The organism is Pedobacter sp. 01N416 (assembly GCF_056399685.1).
Map to the genome: position 1 here is coordinate 1 of NZ_JBFTRT010000129.1, position 23,707 is coordinate 23,707.

Genomic DNA, 23,707 nt, shown 5'->3' on the forward strand with positions numbered 1-23,707 from the left:
CGTTAACGTAGCTAACTCAACAGGTTTTTCATCTTTCTTAACCAATACTGGTGAAGTAAGTAACAAAGGTATTGAAACAAACCTTCGCTTGGTTCCTTACAGAAATACAAGTAACGGATTAGAAGTTACTGTGGGTGCTAACTATACATATAACGATAACAAAGTGGTCTCAATTAGCAACGGCCTTCCTCAGTTAGGTTTATCGGGAACAACTACACTAGGTGTTTGGGCTGTTGAAGGTGAAGCATTCCCTGTATTAAAAGGAACTGATTACAACAGAGATCCTCAGGGAAGAATTATTGTTGATAAAATTACAGGTTTTCCGAGCGTTACTACTGGTACAACTGTTTTAGGAAACACTGAACCTAAACACCGTTTAGGACTTGATGCCGCAGTTTCTTTCAAAGGATTCCGCTTAGCTGGATTATTTGAGTACCGTGGCGGTTTCGTAATGGCGCAAAACTCTGGAAGTTTTGATTTTTCCGGAGCAGGTATCAGAACAACCTATTTTAACCGTGAGCGTTTTGTGATTCCAAACTCTTCTTACTTAGACCCTGCTACGAATACGTATGTAGAGAATACCAATATTACGACCAGAACAGGTGGTGTCGATTTTTGGACGAACGGACCAACTAATACAGGTGTTGCAACAAATTATACTTATTCAGCTGCTTTCTGGAAGTTAAGAGAATTATCATTATCTTATGATATTCCTAAGTCGGTTTTAGGCAATTTGAAATATGTTAAAGCAGCCCGTGTAAGTGTTCAAGGTAGAAACTTATTTATATGGACACCAAAAACAAATATCTATACAGACCCTGAATACAGTGCTGCTGGTTCTGATAACAATGGTATTGGTATCACCTCTCTTGGTCAAACGCCACCAGCTCGTTTTTATGGAGCTACATTATCATTAACTTTTTAATACATATACATATGAAAAAGATATATAACGGTTTATTCATAGTTGCTTTAGCATTGGGCTTTTCTTCCTGCAAAAAGTATCTGGATATAAACACCAACACAAATAGCTCCACTAGCTCGACGCCTGCGTTGGTATTACCACAAGCAATTGTGGGTTCAGCATCTATCTCTCAGGCCTACAATAGTGCCTACTATTTTCCAGGAGGATTTGCGGCTAATATTTACGGCGTCGGAGGTTATGGCGCAGGCGTAACCTATGCATATACAGCAAGTAATTTTACCAATCTGTTTACATCTGTTTATGACAACGGAACTGATTATCAATACGTAATTGATAATACAGCTACAACACCGTCATTAGCATATTCTACAGCTATTGCTAGAATAATGAAAGCTTTCATGTTCTCTAAATTGGTTGATCAGTACAATGATGTTCCCTATTCAGAAGCATTAAAGGGAAGTGCCATTCTTACTCCAAAATATGATAAAGCTGAGGATATCTACAAGGATTTGGTTTCTCAATTAACAATTGGTATTAAGTTAATAAACGATGGCCAGGCTGGAAACGTTGCCAATGCCGTTGTTGCAAGTACAGACCCGCTATTTAAAGGTGATATGAACCTTTGGAAAAGGTTTGCGAATACAATTAAATTGCGTTTGCTAATAAAAATGGCGGGTGTTCCTGCTCAAGCTTCTTATGCAACAACTGAATTCGCTGCATTGAACACAACTGTTGGTTTCTTAGCAACCGATGCACTTGTAAACCCAGGATATGTTAAAGAAGCAAACAGACAAAATCCATTGTATAATTCGTTGGCCTTTGGAAGTGACAACGCTAGATCACAAAGTCAGGCTATTCCGACTCAATGGATATTTACTTTCTATAATGGCACTAAAATTTCAGATCAAGGTAGAGGTTATGCTATGTATAGAGGATTCCCAGGCACGGCAACAAACAGGCTAGGTGAAGAAAACGTAGGCTCTACTATTGTACCGCCATCAGGATCAACATCTTGGTTTACCGGAACTGATGCAAACACGCCTTATATCGGGGTTGCTAAAGGTCCGTCTCAAGGACAGCCACTAATGCTTGCCGCAGAAAGCCGCTTTCTTCAGGCAGAAGCATTTGCCAGAGGATATTTAACCGGGAGTGCGAAAACAGCATTCGACGAAGGTATTAAGGCATCATTCAAATACATTTATTCAGATCAAACAGGTGCTGCAATTGCTGGATGGGATTATGTCTCGGAATCAGCTGCTTACCAGACTACAGAAAACCCTACTAACCCTTTAGTAAATTACCCTGTTACTGGAACTTTACCAGCTCAAATTGAAGCAATTATAACCCAGAAATACATTGCAATGAATGTAATTCATTGTGATGAAGCGTTCAATGAATTTAAAAGAACAGGATATCCTAAAATTGTGGAGGGTTCTGCTGATGGCCGCCTAACTTTTGCCTCTAAACAATCAACTTCAACAAGATCTGATAAGTTATTGGGAAGAATTTTGTACCCACAACAAGAATATAACTTAAATCCAGCTAATGTTCCTGGCGGAGTTACTTTATTTGGATCAAGAATATTCTGGGATTTAAATTAATATTATAGAAATCATGAAAAAATATATTTATAAATCATTAGCCCTTTTTCTTGCGGTAACGTCGCTTACTTCTTGCTTAAAAGATGACTCTTTGGTCTTAGATCCTGCTAAAGGACATAACGTAATTGAATTTGCTAATCCGGCACAGATTGTAACAAACGGGACACCATCACCATTGTATTCGTTTTCTTACGAATCGACATCATTGCCAAGTTTGCCGATTACAGTAAGTTATTCTGGGCCCGAAGCAACAGCTCCTCAAGATATAACTGTTAAAATAGCTGTAGGTGCTACCTCAAAAATTACTGAATATAACACGGCAACAGGTAATCATTACGAATTACTTCAGCCAGTGAGTTATACACTTTCTGCAACCGAGGTTGTAATTAAAGCCGGTACTAATAAGGCAACATTCAATGTTTTATTAAAACCTTCAACTTTTAACTTCGCAGTTTCTGAGGTATTGCCATTAACGATTACCTCTGCCTCTTCGGGAATTATCAGCGGAAATTTTGGTACTATTTTATTGAATGTTAGTGCAAAGAATATTTGGGATGGTGTTTATGCCATGCAAGCTGGTAGTTTTGTGCAACGTTATAGCAATCCAACTACACCAACAGTTAACGATGGTTTAAATGGTAGTACAGCAGCGAATGCAGATGTAACATTTACTACAGTTGGCGCTAATACGGTGCAAATAGGGAACTTAAAATGGGCTGGTAATGCCTCTGGTGTTGGTGGTATCGACAACCTACAGGCAACAATTGACCCTGCTACTAATTTGGTAACCATGAAAGCACTAGGAAACGCTACGTTGGCTAACATACCTGGTTCTATAAACAAGTACGATCCGGCAACTAAAACATTTACGCTTAACTTCGATTGGAATCAAACTGCAACAAAAAGAACTTATACACTAATTGTAAAGTATAAATCTGCTAGATAAACACTCAGATTAATTAGTTTTAATGTCCTTTGAATGAGTTCAAAGGACATTTTTTTTGTTAATTAATTTGTATATTTAAAACACTTAACTAATCAGCTCTAAAATGAAAATTTATTTATCAACTCTTGCCGTTTTTGTAACATTACAATTATGTCAAGCCCAAGAACAAAAAACGTCATCGTTATCAGATCAAACTAAAGTTGTATACGCGATGAATGACTCAAAGAAGCTTGATGGAGTTTATTCCATCGTAAAAGATGAGGATAAAGTTTTTTTAAGGGGTATTTATAAGGATAATTCAAGAACGGGTAATTGGTATGCTTTTAACAATGATGGTAAAGTATTCTTACGGTATAATTATGATCTTAAAAAACTTATATATTTAGATACGGTAAGTATTAATCGCATAAAAGTTGAAGTGAGTACAACAGATCCGGTGATTAAAGAAAAGGCAAGCATTCCAGTTCCAATTGCCTCAATCGACCAATATATTTCTCTACTGGGGACCGAATTAAAAAGAGTTATTTTAAAGGATAATAAAAATGCAGATGGTACGCTTGATGCAGATTTAATTACCAATATCGATAAAAATGGAAAAGCTACTTATGAGGCCCATTACGTGGCAGATGGGATTCCGGTAACCAAACGTTTAATTATTGCTGAGAAAGCATTCGATATTGATTGGATTCCTTCAAGTTATAAAGGAACGAGCTACGCATCAGTATTTTCTGTAAAAGCAAGGATAGATTTTGCACAAAAGCCGGGCATAAAACAGAGATTTATTTGGGTATATTAATGCTTTAATAAGTAAGACTAATTTTCTAAATATAATTAAAAAAGTAATAGGAGTGATGGATGAGATCACTCCTATTACTTTTTTGTGGACTTTTATTAGAAAAATTACACGATCAATTTGGGTTTGTTAGCTCTGATTTAAAAGATTTTGTTTTTATGAAATTGTAAAATATTTTATATGCGAATAGCTAATTGCAGAATTAAACTTAATAAGTAGTTTTAAAGAGACATACTTTCCGAAGTTGCATCATGTCATTAAGAAGTCATATACTATGGTTTTAGTTAAAGTTCTCCAATCCAGCGCTATCTTAGCGCTTTTTAAATTAAAACTAATCATTTACTAACTTAAATTTCATGAAAAAACTTCTACAAAGTTTGTTTCTATTGATGTTTATTGCAATTGCTGCAGTGGCTCAAGATAGAACAATAACAGGTACAGTTACTTCTACAGAGGACAATTTGCCGATCCCTGGAGTAAGTGTAAAAGTAAAAGGCACTCAGATGGGTACTGTTACAGATTCTAATGGAAAGTATTCCCTTAAAGCTGACGGTTCAAAAGAATTAGAATTCAATTTTGTTGGCTTTATTTCTGTAACCAAATTAATCGGTTCCGCTAATGTAATTAATGTTGCCTTAGCAAATGATACCAAAGCACTACAAGAGGTTGTTGTTGTAGGTTATGGTACTCAAAGTACAAAAACAATAACCAACTCCATTGCAAGAATATCCGGAGATGCCATTAAAAATCAACCTGTTCCTAGTGTTGCCCAGGCATTACAAGGTCGTTTAGCTGGAGTTCAGGTAACTTCGGGAGGAGGTCGTCCAGGTTCCCCAATCCAAGTAAATATTCGTGGTAGGTCTTCTATTTTAGCGGGTAATGATCCGCTTTATGTAATAGATGGGGTAATTCTGCCTTCAAATAGTGGAACAACCCCTATCTCTGCTGGTTCAGGCATTTCTCCGCTGGCCAATTTAAATAGCGAAGATATTGCCTCTATCGAAGTATTAAAAGATGCATCGGCAGCAGCAATATATGGTTCAAGGGGATCAAATGGCGTTGTTTTAATTACAACTAAAAAAGGATCAGCAAGTGGTAAATCGATCATCAATTTAAATGCCTATAACGGTTACCAGTCCTTTGCCGGGACTAAGGATTTTTTAGGTGCATCTTCTTATCGTCAAATGTATAATGAAGCTTTAGTTAATTCAAATTTACCTGCTAAGTTTACTCAAGCCCAAATAAATAATCCAGAAGCAGATGTGAACTGGTTAGATGCAATTCAACGAGATAAATCATTGGTGCAGAATGTGCAGTTTTCGGTGGCTTCGGGTGGTAATGCAAAAACACAATTTTACACGTCATTAAATTATTTTAATCAGGACTCTAAATTATTGAACGGATCATTCAAAAGATATGCTATTCGCTTGAGTGTTGATCACCAGGTGAACGATTTCATCAAAATCGGAAGTAATATCGCCATTTCAAAATCTGATCGTGCCGAAACCCCTGTTGATAATAGTATCTTCTCTCCTTTCCCTAGAGCCTTAATTGCGCGCCCAGATCAACCTGTTTATAATGCAAACGGTACCTTTGCAAGTAATGATTTTAATAATCCTGTACACATGTTCGAATCTAAGAATTATGTTGGATTGAGTAATATTTTTAACTCTACATATGCTGAGGTTAAAATCTTACCAGAATTAAAGTTTAAATCTTCAGTTGGTATTGACTATACTTACCTAGATCAAAGAACTTTTGATCCTTCTACTTCTTTAGCTGGTAACGGAACAATTGGTGCCGCAAGTAGTGGATATGTTCAAACTCAAAATTATTTAACTACGCAAACATTATCTTACCTGAAAAAATTCATTGATAATAAATTAACGGTTGATGGAACTTTAGTTTACGAATTTCAATGGAATAACAGGGATAACAACCGCGTAGATGGACAGAATTTCCCTTCTAACGAAACACCTTATTTAACCTCTGCTGCGAAAATTACAGGTGGAACTTCTTCTTTTACCAACTATAGATTAGAATCTTATTTAGGTCGTGTAAATTTAGCGTGGGAGAATAAATACTTGTTAGGTGGATCGATCAGAAGAGATGGCTCGACTAAATTCCCTACTAAGGGAAGAATTGGCTATTTCCCTTCAGTTTCTGGTGGATGGGTGGTTAGTGAAGAATCTTTCATGAAGGATATCACTGCAATTTCTAATTTAAAAATAAGATCAAGCTACGGTTTAACGGGTAATCAGGAAGGTATCGGAAACTTTACAAGTAGAAAATTGTTCGGAACAGGATTTAACTATGATGATCAGCCTGGTTTTGCTTTAAATGCATTGGGGAGTCCTGATCTTAAATGGGAATCGACCAGACAATTCGATTTAGGTTTAGATTTGGCTTTATTTAAAAATAGATTAACACTTAGTGCAGATTATTATCATAAAAAAACAAAAGATCTTTTACAGAACAGGCCAATTCCATCTACAACTGGATTCCCGACTATCTTAGAGAATATTGGTTCGATGGTTGGAAAAGGATGGGATTTCAATATCAATAGTGAAAACCTGGTTGGGGAAGTGAAGTGGAGTACCTCATTTAATATCTCTACCTATAACAATAAGGTAACTGAATTATATAATAATCAACCGGTAGATGGATCCTTTGTTACGCGTACTATGGTGGGCCAACCATTAGGTTCGTTTTTCGTAATCAAAGCTTTGGGGGTTAATCCTGCAACTGGTGATATGATGTATGAAGATCTTAATAAAGATGGATTTATTACTGGTGATGACAGGCAGTTTTTAGCAAGTCCGCTTCCTAAATTTTATGGCGGTTTAAACAATACTGTATCATACAAAGGAATCGATTTGGGTATCATGTTTCAGTATTCATATGGTAACTACCTGTATAATCTAGCTGCAGAGGGTACAGGCGGTAATGGAAGTTTAGGTGCAGCTGCAACAGCTACTGCAGTTGCTACAAATGTAGCTCAAGAGGTATTCGACGGCAGATGGACACCAACTAACACAGAGGCGGAATATCCAAGAGCTGTTGGTGGCGCAAGAGGTACTTATAATACTCAGCGTTCGTCTAGGTATTTAGAAGATGCAAGTTACATTCGATTGAAAAATATCACATTAGGATATTCTTTGCCTAGTAGTTTCCTAAATAAGATAAAATTATCTAGTGCAAGAGTTTATGTTTCTGGACAAAACTTACTAACCTTTACTAAATATAAAGGATTTGATCCTGAGGTTTCATCTGATTTTACCATTGCTAATACAGGGGTTGATCAAGGTGCTATCCCTCAGTTTAAAACAGTTATGTTCGGTATTAATGTTGGCTTATAATTCTCAAAAATGAAAAATAAAATATTTTTAATAGCTGTAGCCATTATTGGTTTAATGTCTTCATGYGAAAAACAATTGGATATCGATCCTAAAACTTCATTGTCGCCAGAAACGGTTGGCCCGGCTGATGTTCAGAAATTGTTAGCTGGCGTTTATGACGGCCTTCAAGAAGGTAATACAAGTTACTTTTACCTAAGTTATGCGGTAGAAGATCTGTCTGCCGATAACCTTGCTTATCGTGCTACTTTCTTTCAGAATGGGGAGATTGATAATAATGCTATCTTAGCTAATAATGTTTTAACACAACGTTATTTCAATGCCCCATACGTAGTTATCCAAAGAGCAAACGATCTTTTAGAGGTTTTAAATAACTCCACTACGGTTCCTGATGCGACTAAAAAGAGCCTTTTAACTCAGGCTTATTTTTTAAGGGCTTATGCTTACTATAAGTTGGTTACCCTATTTGGTGGCGTACCGGTTGTTTTCAATAGAGATGTAGTAAAAGTTCCGCGTAAATCTGTTGATGAGGTATATGCGCAGATTTTAAGTGATTTAAAAGCAAGTGTTGATGCTGGTGGTGTGAGTACAGATAGTAAATATGCCTCTGCTGATGCTGCAAAAGGATTACTGGCAAGAGTTTACCTCATTAAGAAAGATTATGTTAATGCAAAGAAATTTGCAGATGAGCTGATCGTAAGTCCTAAGTATGCATTAGCTGCTGATTATAATTCAATATTTGCTCCTCCTTATAATTCATCAGAGCATATCTTTAAAGTTGTTTTTACGCAAACAGAAGGATCAAATTCTTTGTCGTACTTTCTACAACATCCATCTATGCCAGGTGGAGGACGTGCAGAGTTACCAGTTGATGCAAGTTTAGTTGCAGCTTATGAGCCAGGTGATCAAAGAAAAGCGGCTTCAATGACGCAAATTGTTGCACCGGCTGCAAACCCAGGTTGGTACAGCCGGGCCTTTTTGGTTTCATGCCTACCCGTAATTTCTTCTAAGCGATTGTTTTCGGGTGAGTTAAATTAACTAAACAGGAAGAGACAAAGCAGTAGTTAAGCTGATGTATCTTTTTTTTGATCGAACGTCAAGTAATCTTTCATAAAGGGGTTTGTTGAGTGTTGCATGGGGAATTAATATTGTTTTTCTATGTTTTGTTGGTTTTTTTAATAGACTTTAGTTTTTTTTGTGGGTATAAGTTTTTGATTGAAATGTTTTAAGTCTTATATTGGGTAATATTATTAACTAAACTAAAATTTTTTATGAAAAAACTTCTACGGAATTCATTCGTGTTTCCGTTTATTGCAAATTTTGCAATAAATTACGATCGAATTGCAGCAAAAATCCCTGTCATGTGGGATGATTCATCACCCTTTTCTGATTTATGTGTTAAAATGAAGTTTCAACTGACAGAACCACAACAGTTGTAAATTACGATAGCACATTTTATCATTCAATTAACAAATATTATTTCTTTAATTTTTTTACAAAAAAAGGTTAACTGACTAAATGAAGTTAATCTGTTTTTTAAGGGTATATTGATTTTTGAGTGAATAATGCAAATATAAAATTGTAAAATTTGCATACCACAACTGGTGCAGATGGCAGGTATTCACTTAGAGTTAATGGCAGAGTAACCGCACTAGAATTCTCTTATATTGGTTTCTTAAGCCAAACAAAAGCTATTGGCGGTAGTAATGTGGTTAACCTACAGTTAAAAAGCGATTCTAAAACATTATCTGATGTCGTAGTAACAGGTTATACCACACAATCAAAAAGAGATGTTACCGGGTCAATAGCGAGTGTAAGTGGAGAAAAGCTTAAAAACTTACCTGTTCAGAGTTTTGAACAAGCATTAGCAGGTAAAGCAGCAGGTGTAAACATCATTCAGCCAAACGGCGTTTTAAATAACCCTCCTGTTTTCAGGGTGCGTGGTTTTAACTCTATCTCTTTAAGTTCTTACCCATTAATTATTGTTGATGGTATTCCCGTATTTACGGGCGATCAATCGGCTAACAGTGCTGCAGGTAATGCATTGGGAGACATCAACCCTGCTGATATCGAATCAATCGATATCTTAAAAGATGCGGCTTCATCTGCAATCTATGGTTCTAGGGCAGCCAACGGCGTTGTAGTGATTACTACTAAAAAGGGTAAACAAGGGGTAACTAAAATTAATTATGAAGGTTGGGTAGGAACTACAAAAGCCCAAAACCTAACACCATTATTAAATGCCGCCGAATATGTTCTGATCAAAAATGAATCAAGAACAAATAATGGCCAGGCTCCAGCATTCTTTCTACAAACAAAATCGGATGGTTCACAAGTAGAAACCAATTGGTATGATTACGCTTATAGAACAGCCACATCTCAAAACCATGCTTTAAATTTTTCTGGGGCAAATGAAAAAACTTCATATTATGTATCATTAGGATATAGTAATCAAGAAGGTTTTATCATCGGAAACTCTTTTGAAAGGAAAAATGGCCGTGTAAATATTGATCATAAATTATTTAAAAACGTAACCATTGGGACAAACTTTTCATACAGTAATACTTTAAATCGTGCGCCCAATACAGGTTCTTTGCCTGGGCAGGCTTTCTCAACAGTTGGCTTGGGTAGGTTGGCCATTGTATTGCCTCCAAACGTAGCGGCATATAACGAAGACGGCTCTTATAATGTAAATGCGCCAGCAGGCTCTGTCGGTTTAGGCGCAAATACCATTGCATCAAATTATCCGAATGCAGCTGTGTTGGTACACGAAGATAAAAATACATCAGAAAGCGACCGTATCATCGCAAATGCTTATGCTTCAATCCAGATCGTAAAAGGCTTAACTTTTAAAACCACTTATGGTTTAGATAATCTTAAAATCGATAACAACTCATTCATTAACCGTTTACAGGGCGATGGGTTTTCTTATGGCGGTGGTGCTACCAGTAATTTTGTTAAAAATAGCAGATGGAACTGGTCTAACACCTTAAGCTATAACGGTGTATTTGGTGATCATACTTTGGGTGCATTTATTGGCGCTGAAGACCAGTATACCAAATCTCTTGGTTATGGTGCAACCAGACAAGGGGTAATTGATCCTTTCATTGAAGTCTTTCAGGGAGCCTTTGGTGCCATTACTCCTGCTGGATTAGTGCAGGGAGATAATGCTTTCCGCTCTTATTTTGGTAGTATCAATTACGATTATAAAAAGAAATATTATTTAACCGGATCTTTCAGACGTGATGGTTACTCCGGATTATCAGCCGGGAATAAATATGGTAATTTCGGTGGCGCATCAGCAGGTTATGCCATTTCAGAAGAAAATTTCTATAAGGACCTCGGTATCAGTAAAGTCTTAACACGGATCAAATTACATGGAAGTTATGGAGAGGTTGGAAATATCAACATTGGTAATTACCCAGCCTTGTTCTTATATAATCCAGGCTTATACGGTTCTTCACCAGCACTGTCTTTTTCACAAGCAGGTAATCCTGACTTACGGTGGGAGACTAGTAAAAAGGCCGATATTGGAATTAACTTAGAATTTTTAAGTGGACGTTTCTCATTAGATGTAGATTATTACCACAATGATATCGATAACCTGGTTCAGAACGCACCTCAAGCACCTTCAAAGGGTGTTCCGGGAAATGCAATCACAACCAATGTTGGTAAAATGTATAACAAGGGGCTTGAATTTACATTAAATTCAAGGAATTTTGATGGTGATGATTTCGGTTGGACAACCAGTTTTACTTTCAGTACATTGAAAAACGAGGTTACTGCTTTGGGTAATAATAATGCAGATTTATTTGGCGCTACCTCTTTAGAAACTGCAAATATTACGAGGGTTGGTTATCCTATCGGTTCGATCTATACTGTGGAAACTGCGGGTGTTGACCCTGCAACCGGTGAGCGTATTTTCGTTAATAGGTTTGGACAAAAATTAAGGTTCAGTTTTGGGCGTGCTACCGCAGCCCGTTACCAGTATCTTGATGGCCCGAATGCAGGCCAAAATGCCCCAGCAATTGATGCCGCATTAGATGCCACAATAACTGGACAATCAATACCAAAATGGTTCGGTGGTTTGGACAATAATTTCCGTTACAAAGCTTTTGATTTAAGTTTAGGGTTAACATTCTCGGGTGGTAACAAAATTTACTACGGATCACTGGCTGGTCTTCGTGATCAACGTTTTTGGAACAATGAAGCAGGTGTTTTAAACAGATGGACTACACCAGGTCAGATTACAGATATACCCCGTGTTGTTTATGGTGATAATACTTCAAATGGATCTGCTTTTGCACAATCACAGAATGTTTTCTCTGGTAATTTCTTAAAAGTTAGAAATCTAGCTTTGGGTTATACGCTTCCAAAAACACTTTTAAGTAAATATGGCATTTCAAACGTTAGGGTATATGCGCAATCTAGCAACCTTTGGATAATATCAGATTATCCAGGGCCTGATCCAGAGGTTTCTGTAAATGGTAACTCTACTACAACCGGAAATAGTGGTAACCTGGCGCCAGGCGTAGATAGAAACTCTGTGCCATCAGGTAGAACATTTACTTTTGGTATTAATGTTGGATTTTAAAATTAGAGATCATGAAAATTAAAATGAATAATAAAATAAAATATCTTTTTATAGCTGCTCCCTTGCTCTTCGCGTCATCATGTAAAAAGGATTTCTTAACCACAGCTCCAGATACAGCTTTACCAATTGAAGATGCATTTGCCAATCCGGATAGGATTTTGTCGCAGGTGAATGGAATATATGCAGGTGTAAAAAGTGGCCAGTTTTATGGTGGAAGGTATTTAATCTATAACGATATCCGTGGCGAGGACTTTGTGGTAAATAAACCCAACGGGGTAACAGGTTTAGATACTTGGAGGTTCAATTTAACTTCGAATACCAATGAGGTTGTTAATTTATGGGGCGCAATTTACGCTGCAATAAACAGGGCTAATCTGGTTATTGAAGGCGTAAATGCCAATGCATCTTTACTTGCCCCGGCAGTAGCGAAACAATATATTGCAGAAGCCAAGTTTTTGAGGGCTTTAAGTTATTATAGCGCATTACAATTATATGCAAAACCCTATATTACGGATAACGGTGCCAGTCTGGGTGTACCCTTAAGACTTAAAGGTGAAAAGGATCTGACTGGTAACGACTTAAAGAGAAGTACTGTTGCCGAGGTGTATACGCAAATTTTAAAAGATTTAAATGAGGCAGAGCCAGACTTGGCATTAACTTTACCAACAACGGCAACATCCATAAGGGCTTCCAGAAATACTGCTATTGCCTTTAAAACCAGAGTATACCTGGCGATGGGGAATTTACCTGCAGTAGTTACCGAAGCCAACAAAATTGTTAGCGCAGCAGCACCGTTTAAAGCAACAACAGGTACACCCTTACAGTTAGAAGCTAATATTGCTACTGTATTTGGTGGTGCTTATACAGGTAACGCTACAGCTACTGAAGCAGCATTGTCTTTTCCTATGGCTGATTTAGATGCGCCGGGGACACAGAATCAATTGGCTTATTATTACAATGTTTCACCAAACCAAGCGGGCGGTAATGAAGAATATTTCTTAAATCCTACAGGTATTTTGGCCAATCCTGTTTTCGCTGCCGCTTCTACCGATGCAAGAAAAAGCTTGACTACAGTTTCTGGAGCAAATACCTATTTAACTAAATTTAAGAGACCGTCTCCGTATACCGATTATATTCCTGTAATCAGATATGCTGAGGTTTTATTAAACTTAGCAGAAGCTACTGTGGTAACTGATCCTGTAAGGTCTATTGCACTATTAACTGCAGTTAGACAAAGATCCAATCCAGGGTATGTATTTCCAGCAACCGATTTATTACCTGCTAATTTGAAAAACACTATCCTAACCGAAAGAAGAATCGAATTGCTTGGGGAAGGTTTTAGATCTCCAGATGTAATGAGGTTGGGTGCTGGCTTCGTGGCGAAAAGTGGATCTCAAGGTACTGCTCCTGCAATTCCATTTAATACTGCAGGCTATATTTGGCCAATATCGGCTAATGAGGTTCAAAACAATAAATTGATTGTTCAGAATTAGATTTGTTCTTTAACAAGAAAGCCTGGCGAAGAAATTCTTCGCCAGGCTTTCTTGTTTATATAGTAACTATTTCTTATCCACACTATACTTACCTTGTTTCTACTTTTAAGTTTACCTCAGCACCTAAAACCATACTGAGGTTATTATCGATATGTCCAGTTGGAAAATTAAAGCAGACTGGAAAATCATAGTCCTTAACAATATCCCAAATTACCTCATCAGCCGTTTGCCCGAAAGAAATCTTTTCTTCTTCAATCTCATTAAAGGCACCAATAATCAAACCCTTTAAGACTTTTAGCTTACCCGCCCTTTTCAGCATCCGCAACATTCGGTCTATAGCGTATTCTTGTTCGCCAACATCTTCCAAAAAGAGAATTTTATCTGTAAAATCCATTTCCGAAACCGAGCCCTGTAATATGGTAAGCAAAGTTAAATTGCCTCCAATCAAAACCCCGGTTGCCTCTCCTGCCCGATTTTCAAAGGCACTTTGGTAAGAATAGGTCTGTTTCTCGCCAAATAAAGCCTGCTGTAAAGAAATTAAAGCTTCTGTGGTAGATTCGTCAAAAGTATAGGGCATTTGCGCGTGCATGCACTGGGTATTACATTGCGCAATCAAATGCGACAATAGTACGGTAATATCGCTGAAACCTACAACCCATTTAGGGTTCTTGTTAAATTCTGTAAAGTCAAGGTCATCAATAATCCTGATAGTACCATAACCGCCACGGCCCGAAATAATCGCTTTTATAGATGGATCGTCTAAAAAACGCTGAATATCTTTGGTTCTTAACGCATCAGTTCCTGCAAACTGGTGATGACTGGCGTATACACTTTCGCCCACAATAACCTCTAAACCCCAGCTTTCTAATCGCGCTATGGCATGGTCTATAGGTTTGGGTAATTTCTTTGCCGGACATACGAGGGCAATCTTATCTCCTTTTTTTAAATACGGGGGCTGCTTAATCATCTTCAAAACACTTATCTTTGCCAAATTAATAAAAATTGTTTTGGATAATAGTAAAATTAAAAGATATACCGTAACTGCAGCGCTTCCATATACCAATGGACCAGTTCATATTGGGCACCTGGCTGGTGTTTACATCCCTGCAGATATTTATGCCCGTTATTTAAGGTCGAATAAACGTGATGTAAAGTTCATCTGTGGATCTGACGAAAATGGTGTGCCCATTACTTTAAAAGCCAAAAGAGAAGGTATTACGCCTCAGGAAGTGGTAGATAAGTACCACAAGATTATTGGCGATTCTTTTAAAGAATTCGGCGTATCTTTCGATATCTATCACCGTACCTCATCGCTTACCCATCACCAAACCGCTGCCGATTTCTTCGAAACGCTTTACGATAAAGGTGTTTTTACCGAAGAGGTTACCGAGCAATATTACGATGCCACTGCAAAACAATTTTTAGCCGATCGTTACATTACCGGTACCTGCCCAAAATGCGGGAATGAAAATGCTTACGGCGATCAGTGCGAAAACTGTGGCTCTACGCTTAATGCGACCGATTTAATCAATCCAAAATCGACCCTATCTGGCGATAAGCCAATTTTAAAGGAAACTAAAAACTGGTTTCTGCCGCTAGATAAATACGAAGACCGTTTACGCACTTATATCGAAAGCCATAAAGAATGGCGCCCAAATGTGTATGGCCAATGCCAAAGCTGGTTAAATGCAGGTTTACAGCCTAGGGCCATGACCAGAGATTTAGATTGGGGTGTTCGCGTTCCGCTTCGCGATGCCGAAGGTAAAGTGCTTTATGTTTGGTTCGATGCTCCTATTGGATATATTTCTGCAACCAAAGAGCTTTGTAACTATGCCAAGCTCGATGTTTGGAACCCTAAAGCCGAAGAATATTACATCAGCAGTTACGAAAACGATAAATGTGGTTGGGAAGAATACTGGAAAAGTGACGAAACCAAACTGGTTCACTTTATCGGTAAAGATAACATCGTTTTCCACTGCATTATTTTCCCTGCAATGTTAATGGCACATGGCGAATATACCCTGGCTGATAATGTGCCGGCAAACGAATTTTTAAACTTAGAAGGACAAAAAATATCGACTTCTAAGAACTGGGCAGTTTGGCTGAACGAATATTTAAGAGAATTTGAAGGTAAACAAGATGTATTGCGTTATGTATTAACCGCAACCGCTCCCGAGACCAAGGATAACGATTTTACCTGGAAAGATTTTCAGGCGAGAAACAATAATGAATTGGTGGCCATACTCGGTAACTTCGTGAACAGGGTTGTGGTACTTACACATAAATACTTTGGCGGTTCGGTACCAACCTGCATGGAAATTACGGATGTAGATCAGGCTGTTATTGATGAACTGGCTGGGTATCCTGCTAAAATCTCTGCGTCTATCGAAAATTATCGCTTTAGAGAGGCCTTATCAGAAGTAATGAATGTTGCCCGTTTGGGAAATAAATACCTGGCCGAAACCGAGCCGTGGAAACTCATTAAAACGGATGAAGACCGTGTAAGAACGATATTGAATATTGCACTTCAAATCGCCGCCAATATTCAGATCCTGATTGAACCTTTCTTGCCATTTACAGCAGAAAAGTTAATGAAGATGCTTCAAAACGGCGGTCATGATTGGGATGATTCAGGTACGGTGAGCCTGTTAAAACGTGGCCACGAAATTGGCGAAGCTGTGCTCTTGTTTGATAAAATTGAAGATGCAGAGATCGACTTCCAGGTTGAGAAGTTAAACCAAAGCAAGGCCAGTAATGCAGCCAGTAATGTAGTTGCTGTTCCGGCAAAAGAGAATATCCAGTTTGATGATTTCTCGGCAATGGATATCCGTGTAGCCACCATTGTTGCTGCCGAAAAAGTAGAGAAAACAAAAAAACTTTTAAAATTAACGGTAAATACCGGTATCGACGAAAGAACAGTGGTTTCGGGCATAGCCGAATATTATAAACCTGAAGATATTGTTGGTAAACAGGTAAGTATGATCGTAAACCTTGCTCCACGCGAAATCAAAGGGATTTTATCACAGGGAATGATCCTGATGGCTGAAAATGCCGATGGCAAACTCACTTTTGTGGCACCTGTAGAAAAGTTCTCAGAGGGTAGTGTAATTAGATAGTGTTTGCCTGCTGTAATTAAAATATAAAGCCGTTTGATTAATTCAAATGGCTTTTTTTTATGCTATCTCTACACAATAATCCTAAAGGGCGGCTGTTGTAATTAATTTTTGAGTTTAGGCAGAGATTCCCACCAGGCAAGCAGTTCGGTTTTTAATTGAGTGGTTATTTTAACCTGTTTGGCGCTTAGCTCGGTAGTTTCATTTTTATCTTTCACAATGTTATAAAGCTGCACATCAGAGCCATCACTGTTCATAAGCAATTTCCATTCTCCAGTGCGCACCGCCAGGTTTGGACTTCTATTGGGTTTGGCAGGATATTTAAAGGCAATATCATTTCTGCCATACTCCCAAAACATGTTTTTTTTCCTCAGTGATGATTTTCCGGCGAAAACCTTACTCCGGTCTAACCCATCTCCCTGATAATCTGCAGGTAACTTTACTCCCGCCATGCCGGCTAATGATGGCAATAAATCTATCGCATTTACTTCCGAGCCCGCATCTATTTTTCCCTGGGGAATATGCCCTGGCCAACTAATTAAAAATGGCATTCTGGTGCCACCCTCGTATAAAGAAAGTTTAGTGCCTCTTAAACCACCAGTCCGGCTCCCTTTAAAACTCGGTAAAGGCCCATTGTCACTGGTGAAGATAATGATGGTATTTTTGTCTTCACCCATTGTTTTCAAACCATCCATTAATCTTCCTACTTGCTGGTCAAGTTCCTTCAGCACTAGTTTAAAGGCCTGCTCAGATTCTTGTCCCAAAGGAAACTTACCAATATATTCATTTCCAACATTGGGTACCCATGGCGTATGTACATCATCTGGCCAAAGATTTACAAAACGTGGTTTATTTTTATTTTCTTTAAAAAACTCGAGTGTTTTATCAACAAAATATTTGGTTCTGTCCCAGCGTTTTATGCTGTCTTTATCCGACCAGATCCAATTTGTAGCAGTAAGCAGTGGGTCTGGCTGAGGACTTTCGTAAGTACTGGCGTGGGCATCGTAACCATATTTCTCAAAAACCGGTGCATCCTTCACATCTCTTCCTCCGCCCATGTGCCACTTACCAAAATGACCAGTTGCATATCCGGCAGATTGGAAAATTCGGGCGATAGATGGCGCTTGGGGATTTAAGTAATCTGCTTGTTGTGCATTTTTATTGTGCTTTTTATTATCCAGATAAGTACTAAAATTCCACCTTCCGGGGTACATACCCGTGAGCAAGCTAGTTCTTGATGGCGAACAGATTGGTGCGCCACTATAATATTGGTTAAGCATTAACCCATTTTTCGCCAAACGATCTATGTTGGGTGTAGGCACAAAATTTCCGCCGAAGGTGCTTACATCGCTAAAACCCATATCATCAACAAGAATAATAATGATGTTTGGCTTGTTGTTTTGAGAGAAAGCCGAATAGCTAAATGCAAGCAGGAAAAAGGCAAATAATAACTTTAAATATTTCATATTAATCTTTTGGTTGATGTTTCGGCTGACGGCTTAGGGCATCCAGCTCCGTGGCCAGGCCTTTATCGTTTTGTTGTTTCATAAAAGTAGCCAGTTTAGATGAAAGTTCGCTTTTTACTTTTTTAAACTTAGGATCTGCAATCAGGTTTTGGAGATTAAATGGATTTTTGATCACATCATACAATTCTTCTTTTGGCCTCTTTTGATATGCATTTGCCCGAGTTGAATTTTTCTCCCTCCAAGTTTTAAACAATGCTCCCTTGGTTACTGTGTTCTTGAAAACCCATCGTAATTTAGGTTTTCGATATAAAAAAAATGGGCACTTCTAACCGATCTCATGGCGTAGGCATCACTACCGCGAATAATTCCTCTGGTGGTATGTTCGCCATAAACATAATCTCTGTGGCAAGCAGAGTATCTAGATTTACGTAAATCTGGCTAGAGCATCTGCAACTTTCGTCTAGAAATTACAGGCGTTGGTCTAGTGATTACCAACGCTGGTATAATACAGGGTTTTCGCCTGCAACGTTTGATGTATGGCTGCGTCTTAATAACAAACAATAGCAAAAACTTAAAATATAAAAGATATGAAAACCTTGGCAAAAACATTATTCGCAGCAGCATTAACAGCAGTAGTATTTACTTCATCAGCAATGGCAACTTTTGCCGCTGAGCCAGTTAAAGCAGAAACAAAAACTTCTTCATTATCAAAATTCAGCAGGATCTGGGTAAGCGGGAACGTGAAGATCATCTTAACACAAGGTGAAAAGCAAAATGTAGAAGGTGCCGGCAACTACGACGCTGCAAAAACCTCAGTATCAACTGATGGACAAACCTTATTTATCAATTCATTGGAAACAAGTCAGGTAACGCTGAATATTACCGTAAAAGATTTAGAAAGAATTGAAGCTTATGGTCAATCGGTTGTGCTAACCAGCAATAATTTTGATGTAAAGTACCTTCAGTTATTTTTGGGTCAAAGTGCTACAGCGAAGATCAAAACTACAGCAGGCAGTTTATATACAATCGTTAAGGACGATGCGGTATTAAAATTAAATGGTACCGCTGATCAAAGTACAATGATTGCCAGCAACATGAAAAATGTAAAATTAGCTGACTTTGCCAGTCTTAAATCAGCATCATATGCTTCTGAAGCGATGATGGAAGCTGAACAAAACGCAATGGTTTTAGCAAAATAGAAAATCTGTTTTTAAGATAGATCAGAGCCGCCCATTTGGGTGGCTTTTTTATTTATTTAGCGAAAGTGATTTTGGGCAATAATAATTCCTGTTCTGTCTTGCCCTTCAACTTTGATCTTTAAAAGAAAAACGGGAACCATCTAATAGACGGTCCCCGTTTTAATCTAAATTAACGCTCTCAGTATATAATACGTGTATTGGGATAAATTATTGCCCTACAGGTATAATAATTTAAAAATTTCCATGTATCAGGGTATTCTTTTTCCAAATTAGCAAAATAAAAACCGGATAACGGGAGTATGCAAAGAACAGCTATCCGCTTTAACTTCTAATTTCCCTACGCATAAAAAGGTAATAAGCAATGGCAAAACAACCTGTACTGGCGGCAATCATCCCGCTTAACTGGGGCCATACAATCATCAGGCTCTCTTTTACCGGCAGCGGACTGGGAATGGCCCCTGCCATTTGCTCCATACTCATCGGGCCGAGGCTCCGTATCGATGGCATCAATAGTGTAGTGGCCGCATCGGTATAAAGCTGGTTAGGTGCAATCCGCATGATATCTAAGATAAATTCATTGTAACCCATTACCTGTGCCTGCGTAAGGTAGGCAGGGTCGGGTAAAAAGGCCCTTATAATCAGGTTAACGATAATCGGATAAAAAACGGTAAAAAACAGCCACAGCCCCAAAGCGCTCAGCGCAGCAGTTGCCGGTTGCCGAAAAACAATAGAAAGCAGGATCGATAAACTTAAATAGAATGCAACGTAAAGAAGCGTTACAAAAACAAAACCCATTATTCTGATCAGTTCCTGGGCTTCTAACCTAACGCCTGTTAACACCAGCCCCCCACCAATCATAAGTAAGGTGAGCGAAAGAAAAAGCATGCCTACTATCAGTATTGCACTGCTAAATTTAGCCAGCAGCAGGTTATCCCTGTAAATCGGCTGTGCCAAAAGCCGGGTTAAAGTTCCGTTGTTCTGCTCCGAGTTAATGGCATCAAAACCCATGCTAATGCCAAGCAGCGGTGCAAGAAAACTGAGCAGCACATGGAAAGGTGGCATAGCGTTATCTGTTGATGTAAGCAGCTTTAGGTACATAAAAGCATGGTCGGGATCGTTTGTATTGGTAAAGGCTGTTCTGATATTGCTTACCGAAACATATAAAGAAGCCACAAAGGTTAACAGCACCAAAGCAACCAACACCAAAAAGCGCCAGCTCCTGATGTGATCGGCAATCTCTTTTCGGATGGTTACGCCAAAGGCCCTGTTTGGCTGAGGCGAGGCTGTATATTTTTTATCTTTTGTGCTGCCCGAAGAAAGCGCGCTTAAAGATACCGTTTGATTTTCCATGATTTAGATTTTCATTAAAACTACTTTCAAAATATTTCTGATAGATCTCATCCAGGCCATACGCCTTACGGCTTACCTGTAAAATGTTGTAACCCTTTTCCACTAAATGGCGAACAATGCGCGGGGTAATATCATGCTGGGTGGTAAACTCCAGCGTATCGCCAGAAATGGCGATCTCTGTAAGCGCTCCCCATTGCCTCATCTCTGCCTCCAATGGCCAGGGCTGCTCAATTAAATCTGCTGTTTTAATTGTGGTAACGGCTCCTTCTTTGCCGAAAAGGTTAGCGGAAAGCGAGGCAATATCGCCCTGGGCCAACAGTTTCCCACCAACAAATATGCCTACACGATCGCATACCTGTTGTACATGGTGCAGGTGGTGCGAAGAGAGCAAAACGGTTAAGCCCTGCTGCTGGCTCAGGGTTTTAATCAAGGTTAGAAATTCCTTTACCCCTGCAGGGTCTATGCCGAGTGTTGGCTCGTCGAGTATAATTACCTCGGGGTCTTTGATCAATACATCAGCCAAACCCAGCCGCTGTTTCATGCCCCGCGAAAAAATGCCGGCTTTTTTATCCATGCTGCAGGCAAGCCCCACTATATTAAGTACTTCTTCGGCCCGGTCTTTTAATGTGCTTTCGTCCAGGTTGTTCAGCCTCCCCAAATAAATTAAATTTTCGAGCGCCGTCATGTGGTTATAAAAGCCCACGCTATCTGGCATATAGCCCACCTTTTGCTTTACTGCAATGGGGTTTTTGGTGGCATCATATCCACAAACACGGGCAGTACCGCTATGGGGCTCGGTTAGCCCGAGCATCATCAATATGGAGGTGGTTTTGCCCGCACCGTTTGGGCCGAGCAATCCAAAAATCTCACCGCGGTATACTTCCAGGTTCAGTTCGTCAACCGCCTTAAAGGCCCCATAGCGTTTGCTTAGGTTCCTGAGCTGTATAATAGGTTCCATCTTATTTCGTGCTGTTAAAGAATGGATTATCTTCTGCCGTACTTGCGTATGAGGTAGTATACACTGCCAATGGCGAGCACAATCACCAGGATACCGATCCAGCCAGAAAGCAATGAAGTTTTAACAAACATGCGGAACGCCAGCTGTGTGTTCGCGTTGGCACCCGAAAGGCTAAAGGTTGCGGCATAATCTCCGGCTATTGTTTTATCAGGAACTTTTAAAAAAGCGGTAACGGCTACGCTTTTTCCTGCCTCAAGTTTACTGATCTTGGCTGGCTCAAAACGCACTTCCCAGCCGCTTGGCAGCTGACTGCTCAGCTCCAGATCGTTCAGGGCCAGTGTTCCGGTGTTTTTAACCTCCAGTTGTATGTCTTTATGCCCGCCCGAACTCACCTCTTCACTAAGCCTTCCGCTTGGTGTACTCATGGTTACGCCATACGAGCCTTTTACTACTGCTTCGAGGTTAAGTAGAAGGGTATCATCGGCCGAAACGGCTTTAAGGGGGATACTGTATTTTTTAGGTGATGCATTTGCACTGGCATTAATCTCCACTGCAATTTCCTGGCTTTTGCCTGCATCCATATTAAGCGAAGTAACCTGGCTGCCCTCTACTTTGTAACTCACCACCCAGCCCGCTGGCAACGCTGCCTTCAGCTCGTAAATGGCCTGCTTTTTGGTCCCGTTATACAGGGTAGTGCTGTACCTGAAAACCTCATTCGTGGCCGCCTCGATATTAATCAGCTTTGCCGTAAAAGCCGATGGGCCAGCCTTGGCTTGGTTTAAGGGTTGGGCAATAGTGGCCACTGATGGCGCAAAAAAGATGGTGAAAAAAAGCGCAAATCTTCCTGATAAGCGAAAACGGTTAAATAGTAATGCTGATAACATGATCTAAAATCAAAAAATAAATAATTGCTCTAAAAAATGCTTTCCTGTTTGTTTATCTGATGGAGATTCAAAAAAAAACAACAAAATAATATTTTCAAATTCCTTTAACATTTTTTAACAATTGGCGGCTTATGGCAGGCTGGTGCTTTTCGACATTACACCGATTACAAAAGCTGCGCTTTAAGTTTATACTGTTTCACCGAAAACTATTGCATCAAACCGTTGATGATCAATAAGCGTTTGTCTAGGAATTACAGGCGTTGGTCTAGCGGTTACCAACGCTGGTATAATACCGGGTTTTTGCCTGAAACGTTTGATGGGCAGCTGCGTCTTAATAACAAAACAATAGCAAAAACCTAAAATATAAAAGATATGAAAACTTTAGCAAAAACAATATTCGCAGCAGCATTAACAGCAGTAGTATTTACTTCATCAGCCATGGCAACTTTTGCCGCTGAGCCAGTTAAAGCAGAAACCAAAACTTCTTCATTATCAAAATTCAGCAGAATCTGGGTAAGTGGTAACGTGAAGCTTATCTTAACACAAGGTGATAAACAAAATGTAGAAGGTGCGGGCAATTACGATGCTTCAAAAACCTCGGTATCAACTGATGGGAAAACCTTGTTTATCAATTCAATGGAAACCAGTCAGGTAACGTTAAACATTACCGTAAAAGATTTAGAAAGAATTGAAGCTTACGGACAATCGGTTGTGGTTACCAGCAATAATTTTGATACAAAATACCTTCAGTTATTTCTGAACCAGAGCGCTACAGCAAAAATTAAAACGACAGCAGGCAGTTTATATACTATTGTTAAAGATGATGCGGTATTAAAATTAAATGGTACTGCCGGTGAAAGTACAATGGTTGCGAGCAACATGAAAAATGTAAAATTAACTGACTTTGCCAGTCTTAAATCTGCATCCTATGCTTCTCAAGCGATGATGGAAGCGGAACAAAATGCAATGAATTTAGCGAAATAAAAAATATCAATCAGATGAATTGAAGCTGCCCATTGGGCGGCTTTT

The 23,707-nt window shown here is 39.0% G+C and carries 16 protein-coding genes and 1 pseudogene; 11 read left to right on the top strand and 6 right to left on the bottom strand.

Features of this window, described 5'->3' with window-relative positions; all coding sequences use genetic code 11:
- From AC1DND_RS09210 to AC1DND_RS09245, 8 genes and pseudogenes are all read left to right on the top strand, one after another.
- Nucleotides 1–925 (top strand): annotated as a pseudogene (locus tag AC1DND_RS09210) (SusC/RagA family TonB-linked outer membrane protein); the annotation flags it as partial.
- Nucleotides 926–936: 11 nt separating this feature from the next.
- The gene (locus tag AC1DND_RS09215; RefSeq protein WP_477581002.1) at nt 937–2,526 is read left to right on the top strand and encodes a SusD/RagB family nutrient-binding outer membrane lipoprotein; all 1,590 of its coding nucleotides are present in this window, start codon (nt 937–939) and stop codon (nt 2,524–2,526) included.
- A gap of 13 nt (nt 2,527–2,539) precedes the next feature.
- Nucleotides 2,540–3,472 carry a DUF1735 domain-containing protein gene (locus AC1DND_RS09220; RefSeq protein WP_477581004.1) on the top strand — a complete coding sequence of 311 codons (933 nt, stop codon included), beginning with the start codon at nt 2,540–2,542 and terminating at the stop codon, nt 3,470–3,472.
- A 103-nt stretch (nt 3,473–3,575) separates the two neighbouring features.
- Entirely contained in the window at nt 3,576–4,268 is a 693-nt protein-coding gene (locus AC1DND_RS09225) for a hypothetical protein (protein WP_477581006.1), read from the top strand.
- 353 nt (nt 4,269–4,621) lie between these two features.
- Nucleotides 4,622–7,624, top strand: coding sequence for a SusC/RagA family TonB-linked outer membrane protein (locus AC1DND_RS09230; protein WP_477581008.1), 3,003 nt, complete (start codon nt 4,622–4,624; stop codon nt 7,622–7,624).
- Between the two features lie 9 nt (nt 7,625–7,633).
- Nucleotides 7,634–8,659, top strand: coding sequence for a RagB/SusD family nutrient uptake outer membrane protein (locus tag AC1DND_RS09235; RefSeq protein ID WP_477581010.1), 1,026 nt, complete (start codon nt 7,634–7,636; stop codon nt 8,657–8,659).
- 550 nt (nt 8,660–9,209) lie between these two features.
- Entirely contained in the window at nt 9,210–12,215 is a 3,006-nt protein-coding gene (locus AC1DND_RS09240) for a SusC/RagA family TonB-linked outer membrane protein (RefSeq protein WP_477581011.1), read from the top strand.
- Between the two features lie 11 nt (nt 12,216–12,226).
- Nucleotides 12,227–13,708 carry a RagB/SusD family nutrient uptake outer membrane protein gene (locus AC1DND_RS09245; protein WP_477581012.1) on the top strand — a complete coding sequence of 494 codons (1,482 nt, stop codon included), beginning with the start codon at nt 12,227–12,229 and terminating at the stop codon, nt 13,706–13,708.
- Nucleotides 13,709–13,796: 88 nt separating this feature from the next.
- Here the strand turns inward: AC1DND_RS09245 and AC1DND_RS09250 are convergent, their stop codons facing one another.
- Nucleotides 13,797–14,675: a S66 peptidase family protein gene (locus AC1DND_RS09250; protein ID WP_477581029.1), complete on the bottom strand. Its 879-nt coding sequence runs from the start codon at nt 14,673–14,675 to the stop codon at nt 13,797–13,799.
- Nucleotides 14,676–14,715: 40 nt separating this feature from the next.
- Between AC1DND_RS09250 and metG the strand changes: the two genes are divergently transcribed.
- Nucleotides 14,716–16,824: a methionine--tRNA ligase gene (gene metG, locus AC1DND_RS09255; RefSeq protein ID WP_477581014.1), complete on the top strand. Its 2,109-nt coding sequence runs from the start codon at nt 14,716–14,718 to the stop codon at nt 16,822–16,824.
- Nucleotides 16,825–16,925: 101 nt separating this feature from the next.
- Here the strand turns inward: metG and AC1DND_RS09260 are convergent, their stop codons facing one another.
- Both AC1DND_RS09260 and AC1DND_RS09265 read right to left on the bottom strand, forming a co-directional pair.
- A complete protein-coding gene (locus AC1DND_RS09260; RefSeq protein ID WP_477581016.1) occupies nt 16,926–18,287 on the bottom strand; it encodes a sulfatase family protein in 1,362 nt (453 codons plus the stop codon).
- Between the two features lies 1 nt (nt 18,288).
- Nucleotides 18,289–18,540 (bottom strand): hypothetical protein, encoded by a 252-nt coding sequence (locus AC1DND_RS09265; protein WP_477581018.1) that lies wholly within the window; start codon nt 18,538–18,540, stop codon nt 18,289–18,291.
- A 334-nt stretch (nt 18,541–18,874) separates the two neighbouring features.
- Between AC1DND_RS09265 and AC1DND_RS09270 the strand changes: the two genes are divergently transcribed.
- On the top strand, nt 18,875–19,486 hold the full coding sequence (locus AC1DND_RS09270; RefSeq protein ID WP_477581020.1) for a GIN domain-containing protein: 612 nt from the start codon (nt 18,875–18,877) through the stop codon (nt 19,484–19,486).
- A 321-nt stretch (nt 19,487–19,807) separates the two neighbouring features.
- On the opposite strand, the gene AC1DND_RS09275 is transcribed toward AC1DND_RS09270, so the two are convergent.
- From AC1DND_RS09275 to AC1DND_RS09285, 3 genes are read right to left on the bottom strand one after another with little or no spacing between them, the layout of a single operon-like run.
- Entirely contained in the window at nt 19,808–20,836 is a 1,029-nt protein-coding gene (locus AC1DND_RS09275) for an ABC transporter permease (protein WP_477581022.1), read from the bottom strand.
- Nucleotides 20,781–21,794 (bottom strand): ABC transporter ATP-binding protein, encoded by a 1,014-nt coding sequence (locus AC1DND_RS09280; RefSeq protein WP_477581024.1) that lies wholly within the window; start codon nt 21,792–21,794, stop codon nt 20,781–20,783. Before AC1DND_RS09280 ends, AC1DND_RS09275 begins: the two co-directional genes overlap by 56 nt.
- Nucleotides 21,795–21,820: 26 nt before the next feature.
- Complete coding sequence (locus tag AC1DND_RS09285; RefSeq protein WP_477581026.1) at nt 21,821–22,678, bottom strand: COG1470 family protein; 858 nt, start codon at nt 22,676–22,678, stop codon at nt 21,821–21,823.
- Nucleotides 22,679–23,050: 372 nt separating this feature from the next.
- On the opposite strand from AC1DND_RS09285, the gene AC1DND_RS09290 reads away from it, so the two are divergent.
- Nucleotides 23,051–23,662, top strand: coding sequence for a GIN domain-containing protein (locus AC1DND_RS09290; RefSeq protein ID WP_477581027.1), 612 nt, complete (start codon nt 23,051–23,053; stop codon nt 23,660–23,662).
- Nucleotides 23,663–23,707 lie beyond the last annotated feature (45 nt).

Coding starts and splice junctions, on each gene's coding strand:
- AC1DND_RS09245 (WP_477581012.1), top strand. CDS start 12,227: ATGAAAATTAAAATGAATAATAAAATAAAATATCTTTTTATAGCTGCT.
- AC1DND_RS09225 (WP_477581006.1), top strand. CDS start 3,576: ATGAAAATTTATTTATCAACTCTTGCCGTTTTTGTAACATTACAATTA.
- AC1DND_RS09270 (WP_477581020.1), top strand. CDS start 18,875: ATGAAAACCTTGGCAAAAACATTATTCGCAGCAGCATTAACAGCAGTA.
- AC1DND_RS09290 (WP_477581027.1), top strand. CDS start 23,051: ATGAAAACTTTAGCAAAAACAATATTCGCAGCAGCATTAACAGCAGTA.
- AC1DND_RS09280 (WP_477581024.1), bottom strand. CDS start 21,794: ATGGAACCTATTATACAGCTCAGGAACCTAAGCAAACGCTATGGGGCC.
- AC1DND_RS09260 (WP_477581016.1), bottom strand. CDS start 18,287: ATGAAATATTTAAAGTTATTATTTGCCTTTTTCCTGCTTGCATTTAGC.
- AC1DND_RS09220 (WP_477581004.1), top strand. CDS start 2,540: ATGAAAAAATATATTTATAAATCATTAGCCCTTTTTCTTGCGGTAACG.
- AC1DND_RS09275 (WP_477581022.1), bottom strand. CDS start 20,836: ATGGAAAATCAAACGGTATCTTTAAGCGCGCTTTCTTCGGGCAGCACA.
- AC1DND_RS09285 (WP_477581026.1), bottom strand. CDS start 22,678: ATGTTATCAGCATTACTATTTAACCGTTTTCGCTTATCAGGAAGATTT.
- AC1DND_RS09215 (WP_477581002.1), top strand. CDS start 937: ATGAAAAAGATATATAACGGTTTATTCATAGTTGCTTTAGCATTGGGC.
- AC1DND_RS09250 (WP_477581029.1), bottom strand. CDS start 14,675: ATGATTAAGCAGCCCCCGTATTTAAAAAAAGGAGATAAGATTGCCCTC.
- AC1DND_RS09230 (WP_477581008.1), top strand. CDS start 4,622: ATGAAAAAACTTCTACAAAGTTTGTTTCTATTGATGTTTATTGCAATT.